The following is a 25,501-nucleotide window of genomic DNA, read 5'->3' on the forward strand; positions in this document are numbered from 1 at the left end:
TAATTATAAATAGGAGCGACGATGAGCCAGTCCACTGCTTCCCAAGGTGCACCGCTGGGCGATCCGAATCACGCTATTGATTTAGCGCTGTTTGGGGCGCTGGGTGATCTTGCCATGCGCAAGCTATTTCCTGCCTTATACCATCTTGATCGCGAAGGCTTGATGCCTGAAAGCACGCGCATTATGGGGCTGGCCCGTCATGAGCACGACGTTGCGTCATTTCGCAAAATGGTCAACGACGCCCTGCAAAAACGGCTGAAAAGCAGCGAGCAGGATAAGCAGAGTCTCGAGCGCTTTCTCGCCCGCTTGGATTACTTAAAACTCGATTTTTCAAGCGTTGAGGGTTACGACGCTATTCGTCAGTGGCGCAAAGGCTCTCCGCGCCCAATGGTGGTCTACCTCTCCGTTGGTGCTTCTATTTATGGCGATATCTGCCGTCATCTGCAGGCCAGTAAAAGCCTGGACGATGAGGCCCGCGTAGTGGTGGAGAAACCCATCGGCTACGACCTGCACTCATCCATTGAAATTAACGATGCCATCGGTCAAGTGTTCCCCGAATCGCGGATTTACCGTATTGACCACTATTTAGGTAAAGAGACCGTACAGAACCTGATTGCGCTGCGTTTTGCCAACCCGTTGTTTGGTACCCAGTGGAACCAGAACAATATCTCCCATGTGGAAATTACCGTTGCCGAAAAAGTGGGTATCGAAGGGCGATGGGGTTATTTCGACCAAGCGGGTCAACTGCGGGACATGGTGCAAAACCACTTGCTGCAGCTACTGTGCTTAATCGCCATGGATCCGCCCTCCAATCTGGATGCCGATGCCATTCGCGATGAGAAGGTGAAGGTGCTTAAAGCGCTCAAGCCGTTTGTGGGTGAAGCGCTTGGTCGGGATGTGGTGCGCGGCCAATATATCGCCGGTACTAGCGATGGTCAGTCGGTGCCGGGGTATTTAGAAGAAGAGGGCGCCAACACCCAGAGCCAAACCGAAACCTTTGTGGCCATGAAAACCGAAGTGGCTAACTGGCGCTGGGCAGGCGTACCGTTTTACTTGCGCACCGGCAAGCGCATGCCGGATAAGCTCTCACAGATCGTGATCCACTTTCGCCAGCAGCCGCACTATATCTTCGACCCGGATCAACGCGGCATCGCCTCGAATAAGCTGATTATTCGCCTGCAGCCGGAAGAGGGGATCGCCCTGCAAGTGCTGACCAAAGATAGCGGCTTGGATAAAGGCATGCGCCTGCGCCCCGGCCCGCTGCACTTGGACTTCAACAATGCCTTTCCCAAATCGCGGATACCTGATGCCTATGAGCGTCTGCTGCTCGAAGTCATGAAAGGCCAGCAGTATCTGTTTGTCCGCCGGGATGAAATCGAACACGCTTGGCGTTGGTGCGACCAGCTCATTGATGGCTGGAAAAAACGCGACACCCCGCCGCGCCGTTACCCAGCAGGCTCTTGGGGCCCCGTTGCCTCCATCGCCATGATTACCCAAGACGGCCGCAGCTGGTACGAGGATTATTAATATGAGCCAAGCACGCCAACAGTTGGCAGAGCAGCTTGCCGAAGCCGTTTTTCAGGCGCTGCACGACGACTTAAACCATCAAGAGCGCGTCCTGCTGGTGGTTTCAGGCGGTTCCACCCCGGTGCCTTTCTTTAAGGCGCTGGCGGCCAAACCGCTACCCTGGGAGCGCATTGACGTAACGCTTGCCGACGAGCGCTGGGTCGATGAGCAGAGCAGTGATAGCAACGCTAAGTTGGTGCGTGAGCATCTCCTTCAGGGCGACGCTGAAGCGGCTACTTTTATACCGTTAACTTGCGGTGCGGCAACCCCCGAAGAGGGCGTAGATGAAGTAGCCAAGCAAGTGGAATCACTGGCATGGCCTGCCAGCGTGGTGATTTTGGGTATGGGGGGAGACGGCCACACCGCGTCACTGTTTCCCGATAGCCCTGAACTGACTCTGGCGCTCGCCACGGAAGAGTTGTTAGTGGCGGTAAGAACGCCTAGTCAGCCGCAGCCACGGATTACCTTTTCGGCCGACCGCCTGCATCAGGCGCGGCGACATATTCTGCATATTACCGGTGACGATAAACGCGCCGTATTGGCCAAGGCATTAAGCGGCGACGATGTTCGTCAGTTGCCTATTCGTGCTTTTTTAACCTGCCCATTGGCCATTTATTGGGCGCCTTGATCGTTTGCTGGCTTAGCCAATAATAAGTTGCTTGGAGACTCACTAATGACTATCGACAAACAGTTACCCTCTACCCGTACCGCAGAGCTTGATAGCATCTGCTTAAAAGCCGAAGTGATTCCGGTCATCACCATTGAGCGCTTGGAAGATGCGGTACCGCTAGGCCGCGCCCTGGTAGAAGGCGGCTTAACCGTGCTGGAAGTGACCCTGCGTACCGATTGCGCACTGGACGCCATCAAGCGAATGAAAGAAGCGCTGCCGGGTGCCAGTATTGGTGTGGGTACCGTGCTCACTCCCGCGCAATATCGCCAAGCCGAGCAGGTCGGCGCTGATTTTGTGGTGACACCGGGCGCCACTGACGCGCTTTACCGCTATGGCGTAGAAAGCCCCGTGCCGATGCTGCCAGGCGTATCGACCATTTCTGAGCTGATGACCGGCTGGCAGTACGGCTACCGTCGGTTTAAGTTCTTCCCCGCGGAATCCAGCGGCGGCGCCAAAGCGATCAAAGCGTTTGGCGCACCGATTCCAGAAGCGCGTTTCTGCCCCACCGGTGGTATTACCGTGGACAACGCAGACTCCTACCTGTCACTGCCGAACGTGATGTGTGTAGGCGGCTCCTGGTTGACGCCCAAAGCAATGGTCGATGCTGAAGATTGGGACGGCATTCGCGAACTGGCCCTTCAATCAGCTGAGCGCTTTCATCACTAAGTAGGCATTCATAAGTAACCTGTCGCAGGTTACCTAAATGCTGGCCCTAGTTATGGTTTTTAACCATCGCTAGGGTTTTTTTATAGCGAAATTATGCCATTCGCGTATCGTAGCCGCCTGCGTACGACCAAAGACGTATAACGGGCTATATTCAGCTCAACTAAAATGGCGAAACGATTTGTCTGACATTTCGCTCTACGCGCATACAGTAACGTGCGTGCCACTTACAATGATCATGAGGTGAGTCAAAATGCACGCTTTGACCCTGGCGTCTTTCCTGTTTTTTACAGGGCTTGTCGCCTTTATCACTTGGCGAATCACCCGCCGAGATGACCACTCAAGCACCAGCGGCTACTTTCTAGCAGGACGTACGCTTACCTTCCCGCTGATTGCTGGCTCTCTATTAATGACCAACCTCTCTACCGAGCAGATGGTAGGGTTGAACGGGGCTGCTTTTGCTGATGGTTTAAGTGTGATGGCCTGGGAAGTGGTGGCGGTTATCGCACTGGTGGCGTTGGCACTCTTCTTCCTGCCGCGGTTTTTGAAAAGTGGTATTGCCACGCTGCCGCAGCTACTCGAGATACGCTTCGATAAGACCACCCAGCTAATCACCAATATCATCTTCCTGATCGCTTACGCGGTGATCCTGCTGCCGATTATTCTCTATTCCGGCGCCATCGGCCTGCAGGGGATGCTCGACCTTCAGGGACTCACCGGCATCGAGTCCTCGACAACGCTGCTGTGGCTAACGGTATGGATCGTCGGCATCATCGGTGCGGTGTATGCACTGTTTGGTGGGCTTCGTACGGTGGCCGTTTCGGATACGCTTAACGGCGTTGGTTTGTTGATCGGTGGTTTCGTGATCGTCTATTTCGGCCTGCAGGCCGTGAGTGACGGCAGCGGCATTATGGAAGGTTGGAGCATCCTCAAAGAGAGCGACCCGGATAAGCTCAATTCAATCGGCGGCGCTGAACAGCAGGTGCCGTTCTTTACCCTGTTTACCGGCGTTTTCCTGATTAATCTATTTTATTGGAGCACCAACCAGCAGATTATTCAGCGCACCTTTGCGGCGAAAAATCTGGCTGAAGGCCAGAAGGGTGTTCTGCTGACCGGTCTGTTTAAACTGCTGGGCCCGCTGTATCTGGTGCTGCCGGGCATCATTGCTTACCACCTTTATGCCGATCAGGGCGTGCGTGCTGACGAAGCCTACGGTCACTTGGTGTTTAACGTACTGCCGCCGTATCTAACCGGGTTTTTCGCCGCGGTGATGGTCGGTGCGATTCTTTCGTCGTTTAACTCCGCGCTGAACAGTACCACGACGATTTTCAGCCTGGGCATCTATAAAGGTGTGCTGAACAAAGAGGCGACGGAAGAGCAGGTGGTGAAATCGGGTAAGGTCTTCGGCTGGATCATGGCCATCCTTACCATGATTATTGCGCCGCTACTTGCTGGCCAGGAGAGCCTGTTTGGTTACCTGCAGAAGATGAACGCGATCTACTTTATTCCGATTCTAGCAGTGGTGCTGGTCGGGCTGCTAACCAAACGTGTTCCGCCTATGGCGGCCAAAATCGCCCTGGTGGGCGGCTGCTTGCTGATTGCCGCTGGTTACTTTGTGCCACCCTTCACCCTGCTGCCGCAAGTTATGCACGAGTTCCACTTTGTGGCGATGGTGTTTGTGCTGTTGGTCGTCGTGATGCTGATTATCGGCAAGCTGCGCCCACGTGAAACCGATTGGATTCAGGAGCACAGTGGCGATGTGGATCTAACGCCCTGGAAAGGCGCAGTACCGGCCGGTATTGTATTGGTCGTGTTAGTGATTGTGATGTATATAAGCTTCGCTGGCTGATTCCACCTTGTCGCTGATCGGTGAAGCCACAACAGCGTAAAAAGAAGGCCCCGCTAGTAACTGCTAACGGGGCCTTTTGCTGGGAGGTTTATAGGAGAGTTATGCCAGGCGCAGCGGCAGTTCAGCCAATCCTGTGATGCCGGTTTCGACTCTATACAGCGAGCCGGCTGTGGGTTCTTGGGCTAGCTGCTCCGCGCTAAATCCCTCTTGTGCGGTGGTGATATATAGCGTTTTCAGATCAGGGCCTGCAAACGCCGGGCAGGAGGGTTGGCTGACCGGCAGCTCGACGCGGCCTATTATTTCGCCGTCATGATCCAAACGCACCACTTGCCCAGCTCCCCACAGCGCTAGCCATAGGCAGCCTTCGCTATCCATGACTGCACCGTCGGGGTTGCCCTGGCTTGAGAAAAAGTCCGCCCAGGGCTGCGGCTCGCCCTGGGGCCAGCCGTCGCTATCCAGCGCCCAGCGCATCACCACCCCTGTCACCGTATCGGTAAACCAGGCAAACTCGCCATTTTCAGCAAAGCAGATAGCATTGGGAATGGTCAGCCCTGAGCGCAGCCGCGACAGCTCGCCGCGGTGCAGGCGGTAAAGGCTGCCAGCGTTTCTTTCAGCGCTTTTACCCATGCTGGAAAGCCACAGGCTGCCGTGGCGATCAACTCGGGCGTCATTGCTGCGGGTGATGGGGTTGTCGGCCTCGAAATCACACAGCTTTTCGACCTTGCCGCTGCCTGGGTCGAAGCGGCTTAGGCGGTCTTCGCCGACTAACAGCAGGCCACCCTCTTCAAGGGGCGCAGCCAGTGACACCCGATGATCAAACTGAAAGTGGCCGCTCTCGCCGCTGGTAGGGGAGAGCCAGTGCAACTGCTTTTCAAGAATATCGCACCAATAAAGGCGCTGATTTTGGGCGTCCCACTGTGGGCCTTCACCTAGAGTGCAGCGGCAATCGACCGCCAACTCTGCCTGCCACGTTGCAACATGCATACCTGTATTCATTGTTATTGGATCTCCTTATTGTTCTCCTGCCAACCAAGCATCGACGAGGGCTTGTGCCTGTTGACCTACCTGGGAAGCGCTTTGGCCGGGTTTGTATAAAGCGCTGCCCAGCCCTGCACCATCGACACCTGCTGCGCGCCAAGCGGCGAAGTTATCGACCCCAACGCCGCCAACCGCATACAAAAGGGTGCCTGTGGGAAGTACTGAGCGCACTGCCTGCATACCCTCTAATCCTACCTGCACCGCGGGGAAGAGTTTAAGTCCGGTGGCGCCTGCATCGAGTGCATCGAAGGCCTCAGAAGGTGTCACAATCCCCGGCCAGCTCGCCATACCGAGTCTATGCGTCTCTTCAATGACCGCAGGTCGACAGTTGGGAGAAACGATTAAGCGCCCACCAGCAGCGTGAACTGCACGCACCTGATCCGAAGTGAGCACCGTACCCGCACCAATGACAGCGCGCTCGCCAAATGCGTCGACCAAGCGGCGAATACTCTCCAGCGGGTTGGGTGAGTTAAGCGGTACTTCAATCTGGATGATACCCGCGGCCAGCACCGCTTGCGCAACATCTACGGCCTCATCAGGTGTTACACCGCGTAAAATACCAATCAGGGGCAGCGACATAGCCAATTTCTCCATACTTAAATTATTTTAACGCGTGATGGGCGAGGCGCAGGCCTGCTAAGACGGCGGTGTCACCATTCACATGCTGGGTCTTATAGCCGATCGCATTGAGCGCCAGCGTATAGCGCTGACTCAGGGCTTGGTTACCAATCAGCATGATCGGCTTATCGTTGGGGCACTCACGGCAGGCGCCAGCGAGCTCAAGGCCAATGGCGAGTCCAGAGAGCCTGGCCGCCAGTAAGGCGCCACGCGTGTCGCCCGCAGGTAGCCGACCATCGAGCAAATCCTGCGCTCGCAGGCCGAACAGTCGGCTACTAAAGGTTTCGGGCGCCGCGTAGATCTCGCTAACTGCTGACATAAACGTCTCGCGGCAAGCGGGGTCTTGAAGCTCATCGCTGCCGATTGAGTGGCTCAAGACCGATTGGTTGGCCAATAGCTGGTAAAGCTCGCCGGTCAGGTAGGTCGAAAATCCACTCACTGCGCCCGCCTCCAGGATTGCCCATTTGGCGTGAGTGCCGGGCAGGCAGGCGAGGCCAGTAAAATCTGGCGAATCAGCGACTAGCCCTGCCAACTGGGTCTCTTCACCGCGCATCACATCAAAGTGAGTTGCGGTACCGCGGGTTTGGCTTAAACCAGGCAGCAGGTAAACACGTAGCTGGTCGCCGGTAAGCGTTGGCGTTACTGCGCCCTGGCTAAGTTGATCAAGCCGCGTGGGTACAGGTAAATAGGCGGCTTCCCGCCAGCCCTGCCGGGCGCCCGCCATACCGCACACCAGCACATCAGTCTGGCCAGAGGTGGGCAGCCAGCCGCCCACCAGCCGTAGCAGTTCGGCTTCATACTCATCGGCTTTGAGCGACAGCATCCCCTTGTCGCTACTGGCTTGGGCAATTACTTGGTCGTGTTGATTGAGGCCCCAAGCGCGCAGGTTGCTGGAGCCCCAATCAACGGCAATCCAGGTTAATTGGTCTGCAATGTCAGCTGTTTCACTCATCTCGGTTGATCCCATGGCTTACCACTCCGCAATAGAGCCATCTTCATGAGCCCAGACCGGGTTGCGCCAGCGGTGGCCCACCTTGGCGCGCTCCTCAACGAACTCTTCGTTGATCTCCACGCCAAGCCCAGGCCCTTGGGGAATGGCACAGAAGCCATCTTCAATCGCCAGGGCTGATTTATCGACCAGGTAGTCGAGTACATCGTTACCCTGGTTGTAGTGAATACCCATGCTCTGTTCTTGGATAAAGGCGTTGTGGCTAACCGCATCCAGCTGTAGCGAAGCGGCTAAGGTCAACGGGCCGAGCGGGCAGTGGGGCGCCAGGGCAACATCGTAGGCGGAGGCCAGCGCGGCAATTTTGAGGCCTTCGCTGATGCCGCCGCAGTGGGAAATATCCGGCTGGATAATATCGATCATACCGTCGGCCAGCAGATCGCGGAACTGAAAGCGAGTATGCAGTCGCTCACCGGTGGCCAGCGGGTAGCCTAGACCACCAGCAATATCTTTTAGGCAGGGCAGGTGCTCGGGGGCAACCGGCTCTTCCACAAACATGGGGTGGAAGGGCTCTAGCTCGCGTAGCAGCGCTTTGGCCATGGGGCGGTGCACGCGGCCATGGAAGTCGATGCCGATACCCACGTCTGGGCCCACCGCATCGCGGGCTTCCGCTACCCGGGCCACGGCTTCATCGACCTTGCGGTGTGAGTCGACGATCTGCATCTCGGGGGTGCCGTTCATTTTGAAGGCTGTGAAGCCTTTTTCGACCAACGCTTTGGCACCCGCGCCCACATCGCTGGGGCGGTCACCGCCGGTCCAGGCGTACATGCGCATTTTGTCGCGCACGGCGCCACCTAACAGCTGGTGGACGGGCACACCCAGATCGCGACCTTTAAGATCCCACAGCGCCTGGTCAATACCGGCAATGGCGCTCATCAAAATAGGGCCACCACGATAAAAACCTGCGCGGTACATCATGTTCCAGAGGTGTTCGATGCGGTGGGGGTCTTGGCCAATCAAGTAGTCGGAAAGCTCGTGCACCGCGGCTTCAACGGTTGCCGCACGGCCTTCAATTACCGGTTCACCCCAGCCGTAGCAGCCTTCGTCGGTTTCAATCTTGAGAAACAGCCAGCGCGGGGGAACTTGCCAGGTCTTGAGTTTGGTGATTTTCATGAGATCAGATCCTTATTAATTGACGATGCCAAGATCAATGGCGGTGCGGCGCAGTACTTCTTTCGCGGCACTCTCTGCGCCGCTGGCATCGCTGTTGCGTATGGCGTCAAGCACCTGACGGTGGCGTGCAAGGCTGTCGTCTAGCGTATCGGTGCGGTGTTGCGAACGGTGTATCAGCGCCATGATCGAAGGGCGCAGTAAATGCCCCATTTGGCGCCAGACTAAATTGTGGCTAGCCCGGTAAGTGGCATCGTGAAAGGCGACGTCGTACTCGGCATGCTCAGCACGGGCTTCAACACTGCCTGCGCTGCTCGCCATGCCTGCAAAGGCGATCTCTAGGCGCTCTATGTCTTCAGCCTGGGCTGCCTGCGCCGCCAGACCTGCCACTACGGGTTCGGCAGAGTAGCGAAAGGCGTAAATAGCCCTGACCAGCTGCGGGTCAAGGTTGACCAAACCGGTCATCCATTCGCTCATCAGCGGGTCGAGCAGGTGCCAGTCGCCGATTTCGCGTACCAGCGTGCCGCGCCCCGCGGTGCGCTCTAACAACCCCGCAGCGGTGAGGCTGGTAAGGGCGTTACGCACCTGGTTACGGCTAACGGCAAAGTGTTTGCCGATATCCAGCTCGCGGGGAAAAACATCGCCGGGCTGCCAGTGGCCTGCCAGCAGTGCCTGGGCGAGTAAACGCGCTAACTGTTCAGCGCCACCCTGGTGGGGCGGTAGAGCATCCAGCGTCATCGGCTGTCTCTTGTTGTGTGTTCGATGACCGCTAGTCTAGTAAATGTCTGACATTTCCACAAGCGAACTGCTTTAGACAAAAGTCCGAGCTGAATTTGACGTCTAGTCACTCCAAATCAGGTACAAAAAAAGGCACGCCTGGGTCAGGCGTGCCTTATGTTAATAGCTTATAGGGCGTCTTATTTAGCTAATATCCGCTCGTGTTGGCAGTGCGGCGTAAGCGCCTGGCCGAGTAACGGCATGGGCGCCGCAGCGGCAGGCGGTATCCACTGCGCGGTGTAAAAAGTCGGCATCGCTCTGCCAGTTTTCATTGATGCCGTGGGCCGAGAGCTCGGCCAGAAGGCCGCCAATAAAGGCGTCGCCGCCGGCGGTGGTATCGACTGCTTCAACTTTAGGGGGCGCAATTCGCTGGTCGATGCCGATACCTTTTAGCACCACATCGTTGGGGCCGTCGGTAATCAAGATAACCTTCACCCCAGCCGCTAAGCGTTCAGAAAGCCACGACTCTGCAGGGTGATCAGCACGCAGGTAGTCGAGCTCTTCCTGGGAGAGCTTGAGCAATTCGGCGCCGTCTAGCAGCTGCGTGACCAAGCTGGCGTCTGCTTCACCGCCGGGCCAAAGATTATGGCGCAGGTTGGCATCAACGCTGACTAGGCAGCCTGCGCGCTTGGCCATGGTGGCCATTGCCAGGGTAACGTCGGCGATCTCGGGGTCGGTCAGGCTGTTACTGCACAGGTGCAAAATGGCAGGGTTCTCAAATACGCCCTGGGGTAAATGCTCAAGGCGGTAAAGCAGATCGGCAGCGGGTGGACGATAAAAATCAAAGGTTCGCTCGCCCAAGGCATCCCGGGAAACGAACGCTAGCGCCGTACGGGATTGTTGGGTGTACACAATGCCGCTGGTGTCTACACCGTGGCTATTAAGCTCACGCACCAAAAAATGCCCAAAGGTATCGTTGCCTACCATGCCTAAAAACTGGCTAGGCACACCCAGGCGGGCGCAGGCGACCGCCACGTTAGCAGGGGCGCCACCGGCGTAGGGCGTAAAGGTTTCCTGGGCATCAGTGGCGGCACCCAAACGACTGGAGAGCATATCAACCAGTGCTTCCCCAAAGGCGATAACTGGTGTCATCTGTGGCTCCTTATTGTGATTAGTGTCTTTGTTTTAAAACGAGCGGTGTTGCACGGAACAGTTTTATGCCACGCAATGACCGCGCGCGGCTTCAAGCAGCTCATACCACGCTTCCCGGGGTAGCGTTGCGGGGGCATTCAGCATGTCGCTAATTCGCTCAGGTTTAACGCTGCCAATCACCGGTATCGGCGAGTTGGGCAGGCTGCGCAGCCAAGCCAGCGCTAAGGCGTTGGGCGAGCTATCAAGCGTAGTTGCCCACTTATCCAAACAGTTGCCCACGGTGCCCTGCATCAATTGCCCACCTGCCAGCGGCGACCACGCCATGGGCGAGTGGCCGTCGGCGCATAGATCATCAAAGCTACCGTTAAACAGCGGCGTGGTATGGGCGATTGAGAGCTCGATCTGGTTGGCGCTTAATCGATGATGCATGGCTGCTTGCAAACGGCGCCACTGGCTAGGCAGGTGGTTGGAAATTCCCGCGGCGCCAATTTTGCCTGCTTCAATGGCGTCGTCCAGCGCGCGGCCGGTGGCTTCAGCGTTCATTAGCAGGTCGGGGCGGTGAATCAGAAAGTGGTCGAGACGTTCGACGTTTAAACGCCCAAGCGAGGCGTCGATGGCGCTACGCAGATAATCCGGGCTAGCGTTGTAGTGCTTTACCTTACCCGAACCGGGCGCGGGGTTATCGTTAGCGATGCTCGCTTTGGTGACGATATGAACCCGCTGAGCCAGGGCAGGGCGTGCGTGTAGCGCGGCGCCAAACAGCGTTTCACCTTGGCCGCTGCCGTAGATGTCGGCATGGTCAAACCAGTTTAGGCCCTGTTCCAGGCGTGCTTCGATCCAGTCGGCTAACTGTTTAGGGGCGTGCATGGCAGGCGCTTCGTGCAAGCGCATCATGCCGAGTATAAACGGCACATCAAAGGCGGCGGCGGGCATAGCAGGTTCCTGAGTGTTATTAGAAAACTTCTTCGTTATGCAGCGCTTCTGCGGCGCCCAGCAGCCCCGTCCAGGGCGCGGTCACCACCCACACGGGGATGTCAGCGTTATAGGCACCCATGCGGCCTTTATTGGTAAACGCCGTACGCAGCTCGCTTTTCGGCAGCCACTCCAGCAGGCGCGGCAGAATACCGCCACATAGATAAACCCCACCCCTAGCGCCCATGGTTAAGGTGGTGTCTCCACATACATCGCCGAGGATTTTGAGAAAGCGCAGCAGGGCCGCGGTGGCGAGGCTATCGCCCTCGTTGGCCGCGGTGGTCACCTCTGCCGGGCTGGTTAGGCGAGGTTCAATTCCCTCAAGGCTGCAGTGTGCCTGGTAAAGTTCCAATAACCCCTGGCCGCACAAAATACGCTCTACGCTCACCCGCTTGTGACGCTGCAGAAATACATCCAGCAGCGCCCGCTCGGTGCTATCCGTGGGCGCGAAAGTGACGTGGCCGCCTTCAGTGGGTAGCGGTATCCAGGCGTGCTGCCCGGGAAATACCCCGGCAACGCCCAGCCCGGTACCAGGGCCGATCACCAAGCGGGTCGAGTGTGCTTGGGTTTGACCGGGCTGGATCTCCACTAAATCACTTTCAGCCACATGGGGGACACCCAACGCCTGAGCGGTAAAGTCATTGATGACTTTAAATAGCGACAGCTTCAGCGCTTGCAGGACGTCGCTTTTTAAAAAGTCCCAGTGGTTATTGGTCATTTTGACCCGCTCGTTATGAACGGGGCAGGCAAAGGCCAAGCAGGCTTCTTGAGGGGCGTTTTCACCTGTCGCGCCGACACGGGTCAAGTAGTCTTGAACCGCTTCCACCACGCCGGGGTAATCGGCGCAGGGCAAATTCAAAATATCGTGAGGAGTTACTTCACCGGGAGAAACCAACGCCAAGCGGGCGTTGGTTCCCCCGATATCGCCGATAAGTGCCGGTCGCATCAGGCATCCTCTTGTGAGATCTGCCCCTGCTGACGGGCAAGGTCATCGGCTTCAAAACCACCAAACACGCCTGCCCCCTCTTCGCCGCGCATGGCCAAGTGGCGGAAGCCGCCAAATAGCTCACGACCTAAGCCCACATGGTAGTGATCCAGATTACCGATCGCCAAGTCACGCCCTGCCCAAGTGGCGGGGTCAACCTTGGCTTCCAGCGTACCTGCGTTGGCGTCCAGGCGGACAATATCGCCATCACGAAGCTTAGCCAGCGGGCCACCATCCAGGGCTTCCGGACTCATGTGGATAGAAGCCGGTACCTTGCCCGATGCGCCCGACATGCGGCCATCAGTGACCAGCGCCACTTTATAGCCACGATCCTGCAGCACGCCCAGGAACGGCGTTAGTTTGTGTAGTTCCGGCATGCCGTTAGCTTTAGGCCCCTGGAAGCGTACAACCACGATGACATCGCGGTCTAAATCGCCAGACTCAAAAGCCGCTTTCATTTCATTTTGATCTTCGAAGATTTTAACCGGCGCTTCAACAATGCGATGCTCTTCGGCGACGGCGGAGATTTTAATCACACCGCGTCCCAGGTTGCCTTTCATCACTGTTAAACCACCCGTTGCCGCGAAGGGCTTAGCGACAGGGCGAAGAACGTCTTCATCAAGGCTTTTTTCAGGGCCTTCATGCCAGACGATTTTGCCATCGTCCAGGAACGGCTCCTGGGTGTAGGCCGTCAGGTCGGTGCCGAAAACAGTGGGGATATCGCCGTGTAACAAGCCTGCGCCCAGCAGCTCGCGGAACAGGTAGCTCATGCCGCCCGCCGCCTGGAAGTGGTTGATATCCGCCTGGCCGTTAGGGTAAACCTGCATCAGGCTGGGAGTAACCGCCGAAAGGTCGGTGAAGTCATCCCAGTTCAGGGTAATGCCCGCAGCAGCGGCCATGGCGATCAGGTGCATGGTGTGGTTAGTTGAACCACCGGAAGCCAGCAAGCCCACCACGGCGTTAACAATCGCGCGCTCATCAATCTGTTTAAAGAACGGGCGATAGTCGCCGCCGGGCTCGGTGTTACGGATGGCCTGCTCGGTAGCGTAGCGGGTCAGTGCTTCGCGCATCTCGGTGCCGGGGTTTACAAACGAGGTGCCGGGCAGGTGTAGACCCATTACCTCCATCATTAGCTGGTTGGAGTTGGCGGTACCGTAAAAGGTGCAGGTGCCAGGGCTGTGGTAGGAGTCAGACTCGGCTTCAAGCAGCTCGGCGCGGCCCACTTTACCTTCTGCGTAGAGTTGGCGGACGCGCGCCTTCTCTTTGTTAGGCAGACCGCTGGGCATTGGGCCCGCGGGGACAAACATGGCGGGCAGATGTCCAAAGCGTGCGGCAGCGATGAATAAGCCTGGAATTATCTTGTCGCATACACCCAGATAAAGGGCAGCATCAAACATATTGTGCGATAGGCCAACGGCCGCGGACATGGCAATCACATCGCGAGAAAACAGCGATAGCTCCATCCCTGGCTGACCTTGAGTCACACCGTCGCACATGGCGGGCACGCCACCGGCAAACTGGGCGGTGGAGCCCATGGCACTGGCAGCGGCTTTAATCGTTTCCGGGAATGTTTCAAACGGCTGGTGCGCCGAGAGCATATCGTTGTAGGACGAGATAATGCCCAGATTGGCGCTGTTCATCAGCTTGAGTTCGTTCTTATCACGCGGGTTACAGGCGGCGAACCCGTGGGCCAGATTACCGCAGCTTAGCTCAGCACGGTGCACGCCACGCTTGTGCTGATCCGCCATGCGCCGCTCGTAGAGGGCGCGACGCTCAGCAGAACGCTCACGAATGCGCTGGGTAACCTCAGCAACGGTGGGATTTAACGTAGCAGGTGTTGAGCTCGGCATAGGGACCTCTGCATGATAGAGACGGTGGGTAAAGATTGTAGTTATTTTACATTTTTTGGTGTCGATTTAAGAGACTTTACGGCAATAAAAACCATATTTGTAGTTTTATTACCCGAATGTAGGGTGGCGATGGCGCCACGCTCACAACCTCAAGAAAGCCATAAGCCCTGACAGGGTGGAAGACCTGTTGAGGAAATAGCAAGTATAGCACCCAGGCTTTTGCTACCATTTTGCGCCTTGCCTTTGAATGTTTGATGACCCTTAGTGAGCCGGAGCCTGCATGCACGCCATTGTTGACCAGATTCAGTCCGTTGATCTCAATGCCGGTGAAGAGACGCGTCGCTATTTGGACACGCTGACCAAGCCGCCCGGGAGCTTGGGTGGCCTGGAAGAGTTGGCGATACAGCTGAGTGCCATCACTGGTGAGCTCAAGCCCCGCGTCACGCCGCCAGCGGTGGTCGTGTTTGCTGCCGATCATGGCGTTGCCGCCGAGGGGGTCTCCGCCTTTCCCCAAGAAGTGACCGCCCAGATGGTGGCTAACTTTGCCAACGGCGGGGCGGCGATTAATGTGTTTGCCCGGCAAATAGGGGCTCAAGTCGAGATCGTGGATGTGGGTGTCGCGGCCCCCTTAACCATGCAGGGTGTCACCTCTGCCAATGTACGCCATGGCACTGCCAATATGGTGGTAGAGGATGCGATGCAGTTTGAGCAAGCCTTAGCCGCGATTGACGTAGGCGTGGCGGCCGTTGAGCGCGCCAAAAGTGCCGGGGCAAAATGCCTTATCGTGGGCGAAATGGGCATTGCCAATACCACCGCCAGCAGTGCAATGCTGGCAGTACTGACGGGGGAGCCACTGGCAAGCGTGGTGGGCGCAGGCACCGGCATTAACCCACAGCAGCAGGCGCATAAAGTCGCAGTGATTGAGCGTGCCATTAATGCTCGGCAAGCCAACCCACAGGTGCCATTGGAAGTGCTTGCCAAGTTAGGTGGCCTGGAAATTGCGGCGATGACCGGGGCTTATCTTGCCGCATCGGCGCATCGGCTGCCTGCGATTGTGGATGGCTTTATTGCCACCGTGGCGGCGCTGACTGCTTGCCGTCTTTGCCCCGCTGTACGCGGCTACCTGATTTTCGGCCACCGTTCCCAGGAGCCTGGTCACGACATCGCCTTACAGGCGTTAGGGGCCAAGCCACTGCTCGATATGGGCATGCGGCTGGGCGAGGGGAGTGGTGCCGCGCTGGCCTATCCATTGCTGCAAGCGGCCACCGCGATGATGCGTGAAATGGCCACCTTCGCCGATGCCGGTGTTAGCGATAAGGCGAAATCATGATCCCAGGCGCCACACTTGGCGGAATTGCTCTGATTGTTCTGGCCATTGTGATTGATTTAGTGGTTGGCGACCCGCGCTCGTTGCCTCACCCAGTGGTACTGATCGGACGCTTTATCAGTGCTTTTGAGCGGCTATGGAATCGCGGCACCGCACAGCAGCGCCGGGTTAGTGGCTTTATGCTAACCATTTTTGTCGTTGGCGGCGTATGGAGTATTAGCTGGCTGTTGTTGATATTGCTAGCAGCGCTGCACCCTGGCCTGGCGCTGATTGCCGAGCTTTGGCTGCTCTCAACTACGCTTGCTATCAAAGGCTTGGGCGATGCGGCCCGTGCCGTGATCAAACCGCTGGCCCAAGGCGATTTGCCCGCCGCCCGCAAGGCGCTGGGGATGATTGTTGGCCGCGATACGCAAACCTTGGGTGAGGCGGAGATTACCCGGGGCACGGTGGAAACCGTGGCGGAAAACACCGTTGACGGCATTACCGCGCCGCTATTTTTTGCCCTGATTGGCGGGGCACCGCTAGCGCTGGCGTACAAGGCGGTGAATACCCTGGATTCGATGGTAGGCTACAAAAACCAACGCTATGCCGACTTTGGCTTTGCTTCCGCCAAGCTGGACGACGTGGCCAATTGGATACCCGCACGCGTAACCGCGTTATGCTTGTGGCTCGCTGGCTTGCTACTGGATGTTTCAGGCGTTTTGAACCTGCGCTGGAAAGGCGCACTGAGCAGTACTTGCCGCGATGCGCCGCGTCATCCAAGTCCCAATGCTGGCTGGCCGGAGGCCATGGTGGCAAGACTGCTCGGCGTTCAGTTAGGGGGCACCAATGTCTATCAAGGTGTGGTATCGCAGCGCGCTACCCTAGGCGAGCCGCTTGAAGTGTTGCAGGTCACGCATATCACGGCCACGGTGCGTTTAATGCACGGTGCCTGGATACTGTTTATGGTGCTGTCAGTGGTGGTGATAGCGGGATTGTCATTCATTTTTAAGGGGCTACTATGAGTCAATGCAGGTGGCCTAGCTCTCCATGGCCCGCGCATGGCGGCCAAGCCGAGGCGCTATTAGCGCACTTCGGTTTGCCCGCCGATCACCGTCTGGAAGATTTCAGCGCCAACCTCAATCCTTTGGGGCCTCCGGCCTGGGTGAGCGATTGGCTGACTAAGCAACTGACAGGTCTTGAACGCTACCCCGCGCCGGACTATTCAACTGCGCGTCAGGCCATCGCCGCCCACCACCAACTCCAGCCCGAGCAGGTGCTGCTGACCAACGGCGGCGCCGAGGCGATTTTCCTGGCTGCCGCGGTGCATGCAGGCAAGCGGACGGCGATTATTACCCCAAGTTTTGGCGAGTATGCTCGCGCCTGTCGTGCTCATCGGCTCTCCATCACTGAGATCGCACTGCCCGCGCCACACTTTGCGCTGGATATTGATTCGCTGTTGGCAGGACTTAACGGCATTGAGGTGCTGTTTTTATGCCGCCCCAATAATCCTACCGCTACGCTAATTGATATGTCGGCAATGGAAGCCTTGCTGGATCACACCGCAGCCATTGGCTGCCATGTGGTCGTCGATGAGGCCTTTATCGACATGGTAGGCGAGGCGCCCCAGCAAGCCACGTTGGCACCGCTGTTGGCGCGCTATTCGCACCTGACGCTGCTGCACTCCATGACCAAGTTTTATACCCTTCCAGGGCTGCGGCTGGGCTATATGCTGGCGGAGGCGGCAACGATCAAGGCCGCAGAGACTTGCCAGCCAGCCTGGAGTGTTAATCACTTGGCGACTGAGCTGGTGGCGCCGCTACTGAAAGATGATGCCTTTGCCAGGCGCACCCAGCGGTGGTTGGCCAGCGAGCGGCCGCGGGTGGTGCAAGCGCTTACCGAGTTGGGGTTGGACGTTGTGCCCAGCCATGCGTGTTTTTTTCTTATCCGCCCCAGTACTGCACAGAAAATCACCACGGATGTGCTATTTGAGCAGCTGCTGCGCCGGGGCATTTTAGTGCGTCATAGCCACAATTTTGCCGGGCTTAATGGCGAATGGCTGAGAGTGGCGCTGCGCGACGAACCTGCCAACCGGCGGCTAGTTAATGTGCTGAAAAAGGTACTGCATGATTGTCTTCGTTAGCGGCGGTGCACGCTCCGGCAAAAGTGATATTGCCGAACAGCGGGTAGTGGACGCAGCGGGTAGCTCACCCTGTTACTACTTAGCGACCGCAGCCGTATACGACGCAGAGATGGCGGAACGAGTGGTACGACACCAGCAAGCTAGGAACAGTCACGGACAAGCCGCTCGATGGGTAACGCTAGAAGCGACTGTGGATATAGATCAAGCGCTGGCCGAGGTGCCCGATGGCAGCGCGGTTTTGCTGGACTGCTTAACGCTATGGGCCAGCCAAGTGCTGTATGGCAGTGAGCTTAGCGACGACGGGGGCCTGGCGCTGCTGGCAAGGATGTTATCGGATGCTCGCACGCGCAGCATTTATCTAGTAATTGTCTCTAACGATATTAACGAAGCGCTGCCGCCCACTGATACGCAAACCTGGCGCTACCTGGCGTTTCTTCAGCGCGCTCACCGCTGGCTAGCGGCGGAGGCGGACTCGGTGCTAGAGGTGCTCGCAGGCTGCGCCATAGAATGGAAAAACCACGGGAAGCTGCTGTGAAAGAGGGTGCTGTGAAAAATGCTCTGTTCGGTCTCCTGCTGGCGCTGCAGTTTCTGACCCGGATCCCAGTCCCAATAGCCGTCCCCTGGACGCCCGATACCCGCCGCTGGGCGGTGCGCGCCTACCCTTTGGTGGGCCTGTTGATCGGCAGCGTGCTGGTGCTGCTAGCGTTTGCGATGCACAACGTCCCCACGCCGATCAAAACGCTGGCGATATTAAGCGTGTGGGTGGCGCTTTCCGGTGGGCTGCATTTGGATGGCGTTATGGATATCGCCGATGCGCTGGGCAGTAATCAGCCGCTGGCGCGCCGCTGGGAAGTTATGAAAGATCCGCAAATCGGCAGCTTTGGTATCTTGGCGCTGGTGTTTCTACTCGCCTGGAAGGGCGTGCTGCTATGGGCATTGCTCACTTATCAAGCGCCGCTCTGGTGGCTGCTGATGGTACCCGCGCTAGGGCGCTGGGCGGGCGTTGCCTTGCTGGTTCTGACCCCCTGCGCCCAGCCGAAGGGCCTGGCTTGGAGCTGGCAGCAGTCGCTTAGCGGCCAGGATGTGGCACTGGCGCTGGTGCCGCTGGCGGTTGTCGCGCTGTTCGCCCCTGCGCTGGTGCTGATGGGGCTCTTGGCGGCTGTCTTTGTGGCGCTTTCACGCGGGTTTATGGTGCGACTGTTTAACGGCATTAACGGCGATATGGTAGGCGCCACCATCGAAGGAGGAGAGCTTTGGTTACTGATCTTAGTGTGGAGCTGGTGGCAGTTCGCCACGGTATCACCGCTTGGAATTTAGAACGTCGTTATCAGGGCCAGCAAGATATACCGCTGCTGTTGCCTGAAGCTGAAGCAGGTTTATTAGCGCTACGCAAAGCGCTGGCCGATGAACGCTTTGATGCGATCTACTCAAGCGATCTGCAGCGCTGCCAGCAAACGCTTGAATGGGCCCAGGCCGCGAAAGAGGGGGTGCCGGTAATGCTGGAGCCGCGCCTGCGCGAGCTCGATTTTGGTGAATATGAAGGCAAGGTTTACGACGAGCTCAAACACTTACCCCATTACCGCGCGTGGATTGATAGCGTGGGCGAGCTGCAAATTCCCGGCGGTGAATCGGCCGCCCAACTGCGGGAACGCTTAGACGCTTGGCTGGATAGTATGGCAATCAATGCCCAAAAGGGTGGTCACAAAAAAATTCTAGCCGTCACCCACGGCGGCGTGATTCGTGAGCTACGCCGCCGCTTTGAAACCATTCACTTCTGGGACGGTACGGTCATTCAGGCCCAAGGCAGGCGCTGCCAGCTTATTTATACAACAAACGAACACGGCAAAGGGGAATGGCAATGCAGCTGTTCATCGGCGGTGCCTGCGCTGGCAAACGCGACGCTGTAGCTGACCGCTTTCCCGGCGCTGTATGGCATCGACTCACGCCGCCTCAGCGGCTGGCTGAGTGTCAGCAAGCGCTGGTTGCGGATGCACCGTTGGTGATAACCGGCGTATTCGAGTGGCTCGAAGCTGCATTAGCAAACGCGGAAAACGACTCCCTGCGCGAGCAGTGGCAGGGCGATATGACACAGCTCAGCCAGCGGGCTGACGAGCTAAACGCGGCGTTAATTATCATCGCTACCGAAGTCGGCCGCGGCATTGTGCCCATGCAGGCCGAGCAGCGTCGCCTGCGTGATCTAAATGGTTGGTTCAGCCAAGATGCCACCGCCCAGGCTGATCAGGTTTGGTATGTGCGCCATGGGCTGGTGATAGCCGTTAAGTAGTTGGCGAGTCAGTCGCTGAAAAAAGCACTCAGAGAATAGGAGACTAAGCGGCTGGTTTGTGGGGGCGAGCCGTAATATCTACCCCTAACGCTCGGGTGACCGCTAACATGGTCTTTAGCGTTGGGTTACCTGATTCGCCAAAAGAGCGGTAAAGCTGTTCGCGTGACAAGCCCGTTTCAGTCGCAAGTTGAGACATGCCTTTCGCACGGGCGGCTACGCCAACAGCTTTTGCAATGTAGTTGGCATCACCACTCTCAAAAGCATCTGCAAGAAATATCGCAATGGCTTCTTCATTATCCAGCGCTGCAGCTGGATCGTATTCGTAAAGTTGTTCGTTCATATCTACCTCCACGCTTTAGCAAGGCGATGAGCCGTATTTATATCTTTCTTCTGAGTGCTCTTATTACCGCCACATAGCAGTAAAATAAATTCATCGCCGCGCTGACAAAAGTAGACCCGATAGCCAGGGCCGAAGTGAATACGTAGTTCAGAGACTCCTTGCCCCACTGGCTGGACATCGCCAGGAAGGCCATTGGCTAAGCGAAATATGCGCGCAGCAATAGTGGCTTTAGCACGGGTGTCTTTGAGTTTGCTTTCCCATTTCTTGAAAGTGTCTGTCTGCTTTATGTCAGCCATCCTGTTAATGTAGTTTATAGACTACAAGCTCTGCAACAACAAAATTGACCATCCCCCAACAAGTTGCTAGCTTACGCCCACTCTCAGGTGCTGGCGGTGGATAACGCCGCTAGTGAAACGGGAAGTTGGTGAACGCTTTGCGCGATTCCAACGCTGCCCCCGCAACGGTGATTGAGATAAGAACGGCTAAGACGCCACTGTGCTTATGCACGGGAAGGTGGTCGTTCGGAAAGGCGCATTGTTAGATGCTGCCTTTCGCTCGTCAGCCCGGAGACCGGCCCGAGAGTAACGGTTCAACCTGAACCGATACATGCCGAGACGCGGTGGGCGTTCCCAGGGCGATGAACGGTGGCGCAATACGATCATTCGGTGCGACCGTGACTCCCTTGTTGTGCCCTGCGCTTGGTCACAAAAACACGTTGTGCGGGTGAGCACGACGCGCAAGGGATCCCACCATGAATCACCGTTTCCACACTACCGCCCAACGGGCGGCGTTGAGTATGGCTGCGTTACCGCTCGCCATCTCCTTTTCAGCCCAGGCCCAATATGCCGCTGCGACGACTGAGCTAGCCACGCTTGATCCTGTCGTGGTTACCGCGACGTTAGCGCCGCGCACTGCCAACGAAAGCCTTTCATCGATTAGCGTGCTGGATACAGCCACTTTTCGCCGCCAAGACCCCACCAGCCTCAGCGATCTGCTGCGCGGCCAGCCGGGCGTTGATGTCACCAGCAACGGCAGTTTTGGTAAAAACAGCAGCGTTTATCTACGCGGTGCGCCCAGCGATGCTTCCGTTCTGATGATCGATGGTATTCGGCTGCGATCTGCCACGGCAGGAGGCGCCGCTTTTCAGTATCTAGACCCACGCATGTTTGACCGTGCAGAAATCGTGCGCGGCCCCCGCGGTAGCCTTTACGGTGCGGATGCCGTCGGTGGTGTCATTCAACTGTTTACCCCGGATGGCGACGAAGAGGGCCCGCACCCTAGCATTTCAGTCGGTGGTGGCTCCTTTAATACCCAGCGATTAAGCGCAGGTATTTCTGGCCGCGAGGGAGGCACGCGCTACAGCTTCGCCGCTAGCCATTTCAATACTGATGGCCAACCCATTCGTCGCGGCGGTGAAGACAAAGGCCACGACAATACATCGGCGCTTGCCCGCGTGGCGCATACTTTTGAGAGTGGCGCTGAAGTTGGCGTACTGGCACTGCGTGCTCGCGGTAACAACGAATACGACGGTGGTGAGAATGACTTCGTCCAGCAGGTGGCAGGCGTTTACGCCGAGGTGCCGGTCACCGATACCTGGCAGAGCCGCCTAACCCTTAGCGAAGCTCGCGATGAGCTAGATACGATTGATAATTTCGGCGCCTCCGTCATTGATACCCGCACCCAAACCGCCCGCTGGCAGAACAACCTTCAGTTTGGGGCCCATGAGTTAATTGCTGGCGCTGAAATCAGCGAAGACCGCGTTTCAAGCACCAACGACTTTGACGTCACCAGCCGGGATAACACCGCCGTGTTTACCCAAGGGCTGCTCGACTTCTCGCCGTTTGCCATTCAGGCAAGCCTGCGTTACGACGACAACGAAGCCTATGGCGATGAAGTCACTGGCAGCCTGGCGCTGGGCTACGATCTGGATGATTACCATACGCTGCGCGCCAGCGTAGGCACTGCGTTTAAAGCGCCAAGCTTTAATGACCTCTATTGGCCGGATTCCGGTAACCCTGATCTCAATCCAGAAAAGTCTGAAACCGTCGAGGTGGGTGTTCGAGGCCAATACAGCCAGTGGTTCTGGGACTTGGCCGCCTTTCAAAACGACTACGACGACATGATTGCCTGGGCGCCAACGTCGAGTGGTTTATGGGCGCCGCAGAACATCAACAGCGCGCGTATTCGTGGGGCGGAGTTTGCCAGTGGTGTGGACGTGAATGATTGGACACTGCAAGCTGCCTTTACCTATCTGGATCCGGAGGACCGCGATACCGGTAATCGATTAGCCCGTCGGGCCACTCAAAGTGTGCGTCTGGATGCCGACCGGGAGCTTGGTGATTGGTCGCTGGGGGGCTCGTTAATCGCGCAGAATCACCGCTACGATAACGTCGCCAATACTCAGCGTTTAGGTGGCTATGGGCTGGTTAACCTGCGTGCGGGATGGCAGTTTGCGCCGCTCTGGACGGCTCGTGTTACGCTAGAAAATGCCTTTGATAAAGAGTATTCAACTAGCCGTGACTATATTAACGCTGGCCGAGCAGGGTTCTTAAGTGTTCACTTTGGCCAATAGTAAACATGGTGCTGCGCGCGGGGCCTTGGGCCTCGCGTTGTTATTAACAGCGGCTATTTCGCATGCCCACGATCACTCGCGCTGCGTCGTCGATGATCGTGGCCGTGAAGTGTGCCTGCATAATGCTGCTCAGCGCATAGCCACGCTCTCGCCCGGTGCGACTGAACTGACCTACGCGGCTGGCGCAGGAGATCAAGTGGTCGCCGTCGTTGCTTACAGCGATTACCCGCCGGAAGCCAAACAGATAACGTCGGTGGGAAGCCATACCCGAATCGATCTAGAGGCGCTGGTAGGGCTTGCGCCCGATATAGTCATTGGTTGGGTGACGGGCAACCCCGCTGAACAGCTTGAAACCCTCGAAGCCTTGGGTATGCCGGTGTTCTATATCGAGCCCCGGGATGTAGAGGGCGTGGCCAGTGCCATTGAGCGTTTGGCACGGCTGGCGGGTACAGAAGCGGCCGGGCAGTCGGTGGCAGACAATTTCCGGAAGACCATGGGTGAAATTGACGCGCGCTATGGTGATCGCGAGCCGGTGGCCACGTTCTATCAGGTCTGGGATGAGCCGCTAATGAGCGTCAATGACCAGCACCTGATCGGCCAAGTGGTCGAGATGTGTGGTGGAGAGAATGTGTTTGGCGAGCTGGCGCGGCTGGTGCCACGCATCGACGACGAAGCCGTGCTGGCGGCGAATCCTGAGGCGATTGTGGCAGGGGGCATGGGCGAGGAGAATCGCCACTGGCTAACCCACTGGGAGCAGTACCCCAACCTGACGGCGGTGAAAGAAGATAACCTCTTCTTTGTACCGCCATCGCTGATCCAACGGCCGACGCCGCGCCTGATGGAGGGCACGCAAATACTCTGTGAGAAGCTCGACATCGCCCGCCAAAAACGCGAGCGTCGCTAATGCTAGCGCGGCTAGGGCGTCCGCTTGGCGTGTTATTGCTAGCAGCAATGGCTTCGCTACTGATTGCCCTTGGCGTTGGCAGCGCACAGATTCCACCAGCGCAAATTTGGGACGTGGCGCTTAGTCATATGGGGCAGGGCGAAGGTGACGCCCTGGCGCGGACGATGGTGATGGAGTTACGCCTACCCAGGGCGCTCTCGGCGTTTGCCGTCGGTGGTTTGTTGGCAGTAGCCGGGGCGTTAATGCAAGTCTTACTACGCAATCCCCTTGCGGATCCGTATGTACTTGGCCTCTCTGGTGGCGCCTCGATTGGCGCACTGGCAGCCATGCTGGGTGGGTTAGGCGGGCTGGCGATTTCAAGTTCGGCGTTTGGTGGCGCGCTATTGTCGACGTTTTTAGTCTTCGGTTTGGCTCACGGCAGCGGTAGTTGGACGCCTTCGCGCTTGCTGCTAACGGGCGTGGTGGTAGCAGCCGGGTGGGGGGCAGTGATTACCTTGATGTTGGCGTTGAGCCCCGCCGAGCGTTTGCCGGGCATGCTCTATTGGCTAATGGGCGACCTCTCCTACGCGCGTACCCCTTGGCCTCCGCTGCTATTGTTGTTGGCTACCTGCGTGGTACTGATTCCGCTTGGGCGTAGCCTGAATGTGCTGGCCCGTGGCCCGCAACAAGCTGCAGCGCTGGGCGTGGCGGTCAGGCCGCTGGAGTGGTGTATTTACATTGCCGCCAGCCTACTCACCGCAGCGGCAGTCACTACCGCCGGCAGCATTGGCTTTGTCGGTTTAGTGGTGCCCCACATGCTGCGGCTGCTGTTAGGTAACGATCAGCGGCTGATACTACCCGCCTGTGCGTTGGCGGGTGGCACGCTGTTGGTGCTGGCCGATACCCTAGCGCGCACCATGATCGCTCCGGAACAGCTTCCCGTTGGCGTGATCACTGCGCTGTTGGGCGTACCCACCTTCCTGTTTCTGCTCTACCGGAGCCGCTGATGGGCGTACTGGCTACCCGAGACCTCATCATCGACGTGCCCGGCCGCGAAGACGGTACGCCGCTTGATTTAACCGTGGAGCCAGGCCAAGTTTGGGGCGTTTTAGGCCCTAACGGGGCGGGTAAAACCACGCTGTTGCATACCTTGGCAGGGTTGCATGCCCCACGTTCAGGCAGTGTTCAACTCAACGGCTCAGTGCTTGGTCAACTGCGCCGCCGCCAGATCGCCCAGTGTTTGGGATTGGTGTTTCAAGATCGCCAGGATGGCTTTCCCGCGACCGTGTTGGAAACCGCGCTAATTGGCCGTCATCCCTATCTCTCGCCGTGGCAGATGGAAGGTGCCGATGACTACGCCCGCGCGAAAGCCGCTCTTGAGCGCCTGGATGTGGCGCACCTGCATGATCGTTTGGTCAGCACGCTTTCCGGCGGCGAGCGCCAGCGGGTGGCGATTGCTACTGTACTGACCCAGGCGCCCAACGTGTGGCTGGCGGACGAACCCACCAACCATCTCGATCTTCATCACCAGAGTGCTGTCATGACGCTAATGGCAGAGCAGGCCGCAGAAGGCAGAGCGGTGATAATGTGCCTGCACGACCTTAATCTCGCCGCCCGCTGGTGCGACCATATTTTGCTGCTCTACCCAACTGGCGAGGCGTGCTGGGGCACGCGAGATAGCATGCTGGTGCCCAGTGCGTTGGAAAGCCTCTACCGCCAGCGGCTAGCGGTGGTAGAGGTGGATGGGGCGCCGGTGTTTGTACCGATAAATGAGTGA

26 protein-coding genes and 1 riboswitch are annotated in these 25,501 nt (G+C 57.7%); of the genes, 15 read left to right on the top strand and 11 right to left on the bottom strand.

All coding sequences use genetic code 11. The features are described from left to right. Positions 1-21 precede the first annotated feature (21 nt). The 4 genes from zwf to ACT3UM_RS18990 all read left to right on the top strand — a co-directional run bounded on the left by zwf (position 22) and on the right by ACT3UM_RS18990 (position 4,748). Positions 22-1,527, top strand: a complete 1,506-nt coding sequence (zwf, locus tag ACT3UM_RS18975) for a glucose-6-phosphate dehydrogenase (protein WP_498901414.1) — start codon at positions 22-24, stop codon at positions 1,525-1,527. Between the two features lies 1 nt (position 1,528). After that, positions 1,529-2,194, top strand: coding sequence for a 6-phosphogluconolactonase (gene pgl, locus ACT3UM_RS18980; RefSeq protein WP_498901416.1), 666 nt, complete (start codon positions 1,529-1,531; stop codon positions 2,192-2,194). Between the two features lie 45 nt (positions 2,195-2,239). Further along, the gene (locus ACT3UM_RS18985) at positions 2,240-2,902 is read left to right on the top strand and encodes a bifunctional 4-hydroxy-2-oxoglutarate aldolase/2-dehydro-3-deoxy-phosphogluconate aldolase (protein WP_498901418.1); all 663 of its coding nucleotides are present in this window, start codon (positions 2,240-2,242) and stop codon (positions 2,900-2,902) included. Between the two features lie 250 nt (positions 2,903-3,152). Further along, positions 3,153-4,748, top strand: coding sequence for a solute:sodium symporter family transporter (locus ACT3UM_RS18990; protein ID WP_386078380.1), 1,596 nt, complete (start codon positions 3,153-3,155; stop codon positions 4,746-4,748). A 99-nt stretch (positions 4,749-4,847) separates the two neighbouring features. On the opposite strand, the gene ACT3UM_RS18995 is transcribed toward ACT3UM_RS18990, so the two are convergent. The 9 genes from ACT3UM_RS18995 to edd all read right to left on the bottom strand — a co-directional run bounded on the left by ACT3UM_RS18995 (position 4,848) and on the right by edd (position 14,196). Then, positions 4,848-5,744 (bottom strand): SMP-30/gluconolactonase/LRE family protein, encoded by an 897-nt coding sequence (locus ACT3UM_RS18995; RefSeq protein WP_498901420.1) that lies wholly within the window; start codon positions 5,742-5,744, stop codon positions 4,848-4,850. A 15-nt stretch (positions 5,745-5,759) separates the two neighbouring features. Further along, on the bottom strand, positions 5,760-6,380 hold the full coding sequence (locus tag ACT3UM_RS19000; RefSeq protein WP_498901422.1) for a 2-dehydro-3-deoxy-6-phosphogalactonate aldolase: 621 nt from the start codon (positions 6,378-6,380) through the stop codon (positions 5,760-5,762). A gap of 7 nt (positions 6,381-6,387) precedes the next feature. Beyond that, on the bottom strand, positions 6,388-7,356 hold the full coding sequence (locus tag ACT3UM_RS19005; RefSeq protein WP_498901424.1) for a 2-dehydro-3-deoxygalactonokinase: 969 nt from the start codon (positions 7,354-7,356) through the stop codon (positions 6,388-6,390). 18 nt (positions 7,357-7,374) lie between these two features. Further along, positions 7,375-8,523 carry a galactonate dehydratase gene (gene dgoD, locus ACT3UM_RS19010; protein ID WP_498901426.1) on the bottom strand — a complete coding sequence of 383 codons (1,149 nt, stop codon included), beginning with the start codon at positions 8,521-8,523 and terminating at the stop codon, positions 7,375-7,377. 15 nt (positions 8,524-8,538) lie between these two features. Further along, a complete protein-coding gene (locus ACT3UM_RS19015; protein ID WP_386078370.1) occupies positions 8,539-9,258 on the bottom strand; it encodes a FadR/GntR family transcriptional regulator in 720 nt (239 codons plus the stop codon). Positions 9,259-9,441: 183 nt separating this feature from the next. Then, positions 9,442-10,389, bottom strand: a complete 948-nt coding sequence (locus ACT3UM_RS19020; protein WP_498901428.1) for a carbohydrate kinase family protein — start codon at positions 10,387-10,389, stop codon at positions 9,442-9,444. 63 nt (positions 10,390-10,452) lie between these two features. After that, the gene (locus ACT3UM_RS19025; RefSeq protein ID WP_498901430.1) at positions 10,453-11,322 is read right to left on the bottom strand and encodes an aldo/keto reductase; all 870 of its coding nucleotides are present in this window, start codon (positions 11,320-11,322) and stop codon (positions 10,453-10,455) included. A gap of 19 nt (positions 11,323-11,341) precedes the next feature. Further along, positions 11,342-12,307: a glucokinase gene (glk, locus tag ACT3UM_RS19030; RefSeq protein ID WP_498901432.1), complete on the bottom strand. Its 966-nt coding sequence runs from the start codon at positions 12,305-12,307 to the stop codon at positions 11,342-11,344. Continuing rightward, a complete protein-coding gene (gene edd / locus ACT3UM_RS19035) occupies positions 12,307-14,196 on the bottom strand; it encodes a phosphogluconate dehydratase (RefSeq protein WP_498901434.1) in 1,890 nt (629 codons plus the stop codon). Before edd ends, glk begins: the two co-directional genes overlap by 1 nt. A 280-nt stretch (positions 14,197-14,476) precedes the next feature. Here edd and cobT point away from each other — a divergent pair, with 280 nt between their 5' ends. Genes cobT through ACT3UM_RS19070 form a run of 7 tightly spaced genes read left to right on the top strand, consistent with a single transcriptional unit; the run spans position 14,477 to position 19,929 of the window. Further along, the gene (gene cobT / locus ACT3UM_RS19040; protein ID WP_498901436.1) at positions 14,477-15,526 is read left to right on the top strand and encodes a nicotinate-nucleotide--dimethylbenzimidazole phosphoribosyltransferase; all 1,050 of its coding nucleotides are present in this window, start codon (positions 14,477-14,479) and stop codon (positions 15,524-15,526) included. Beyond that, entirely contained in the window at positions 15,523-16,527 is a 1,005-nt protein-coding gene (gene cbiB / locus ACT3UM_RS19045; RefSeq protein ID WP_498901438.1) for an adenosylcobinamide-phosphate synthase CbiB, read from the top strand. Before cobT ends, cbiB begins: the two co-directional genes overlap by 4 nt. Further along, a complete protein-coding gene (gene cobD, locus ACT3UM_RS19050) occupies positions 16,524-17,645 on the top strand; it encodes a threonine-phosphate decarboxylase CobD (RefSeq protein ID WP_498901440.1) in 1,122 nt (373 codons plus the stop codon). Before cbiB ends, cobD begins: the two co-directional genes overlap by 4 nt. Continuing rightward, positions 17,629-18,180: a bifunctional adenosylcobinamide kinase/adenosylcobinamide-phosphate guanylyltransferase gene (locus ACT3UM_RS19055; protein WP_498901442.1), complete on the top strand. Its 552-nt coding sequence runs from the start codon at positions 17,629-17,631 to the stop codon at positions 18,178-18,180. The genes cobD and ACT3UM_RS19055 overlap by 17 nt, the downstream gene beginning before the upstream one ends. 11 nt (positions 18,181-18,191) lie before the next feature. Continuing rightward, entirely contained in the window at positions 18,192-18,962 is a 771-nt protein-coding gene (gene cobS / locus ACT3UM_RS19060) for an adenosylcobinamide-GDP ribazoletransferase (protein WP_498901444.1), read from the top strand. After that, a complete protein-coding gene (locus ACT3UM_RS19065) occupies positions 18,899-19,552 on the top strand; it encodes a histidine phosphatase family protein (protein WP_498901445.1) in 654 nt (217 codons plus the stop codon). The genes cobS and ACT3UM_RS19065 overlap by 64 nt, the downstream gene beginning before the upstream one ends. Continuing rightward, complete coding sequence (locus tag ACT3UM_RS19070; RefSeq protein ID WP_498901447.1) at positions 19,504-19,929, top strand: bifunctional adenosylcobinamide kinase/adenosylcobinamide-phosphate guanylyltransferase; 426 nt, start codon at positions 19,504-19,506, stop codon at positions 19,927-19,929. Before ACT3UM_RS19065 ends, ACT3UM_RS19070 begins: the two co-directional genes overlap by 49 nt. A 43-nt stretch (positions 19,930-19,972) precedes the next feature. On the opposite strand, the gene ACT3UM_RS19075 is transcribed toward ACT3UM_RS19070, so the two are convergent. Beyond that, the gene (locus ACT3UM_RS19075) at positions 19,973-20,269 is read right to left on the bottom strand and encodes a helix-turn-helix domain-containing protein (RefSeq protein ID WP_498901449.1); all 297 of its coding nucleotides are present in this window, start codon (positions 20,267-20,269) and stop codon (positions 19,973-19,975) included. A 2-nt stretch (positions 20,270-20,271) separates the two neighbouring features. Then, positions 20,272-20,565, bottom strand: a complete 294-nt coding sequence (locus ACT3UM_RS19080) for a type II toxin-antitoxin system RelE/ParE family toxin (protein WP_498901451.1) — start codon at positions 20,563-20,565, stop codon at positions 20,272-20,274. Positions 20,566-20,633: 68 nt separating this feature from the next. Then, a riboswitch (cobalamin riboswitch) is annotated at positions 20,634-20,862 on the top strand. 158 nt (positions 20,863-21,020) lie between these two features. Between ACT3UM_RS19080 and ACT3UM_RS19085 the strand changes: the two genes are divergently transcribed. Genes ACT3UM_RS19085 through ACT3UM_RS19100 form a run of 4 tightly spaced genes read left to right on the top strand, consistent with a single transcriptional unit; the run spans position 21,021 to position 25,501 of the window. Continuing rightward, complete coding sequence (locus ACT3UM_RS19085) at positions 21,021-22,841, top strand: TonB-dependent receptor domain-containing protein (RefSeq protein ID WP_498901453.1); 1,821 nt, start codon at positions 21,021-21,023, stop codon at positions 22,839-22,841. Further along, entirely contained in the window at positions 22,822-23,745 is a 924-nt protein-coding gene (locus tag ACT3UM_RS19090; RefSeq protein WP_498901455.1) for a cobalamin-binding protein, read from the top strand. Before ACT3UM_RS19085 ends, ACT3UM_RS19090 begins: the two co-directional genes overlap by 20 nt. Next, positions 23,745-24,731 carry a FecCD family ABC transporter permease gene (locus ACT3UM_RS19095; protein ID WP_498901457.1) on the top strand — a complete coding sequence of 329 codons (987 nt, stop codon included), beginning with the start codon at positions 23,745-23,747 and terminating at the stop codon, positions 24,729-24,731. Before ACT3UM_RS19090 ends, ACT3UM_RS19095 begins: the two co-directional genes overlap by 1 nt. Further along, complete coding sequence (locus ACT3UM_RS19100) at positions 24,731-25,501, top strand: ABC transporter ATP-binding protein (RefSeq protein ID WP_498901459.1); 771 nt, start codon at positions 24,731-24,733, stop codon at positions 25,499-25,501. The genes ACT3UM_RS19095 and ACT3UM_RS19100 overlap by 1 nt, the downstream gene beginning before the upstream one ends.

It is taken from the genome of Halomonas sp. AOP13-D3-9 (genome assembly GCF_052379125.1).
Lineage (GTDB): Bacteria > Pseudomonadota > Gammaproteobacteria > Pseudomonadales > Halomonadaceae > Vreelandella.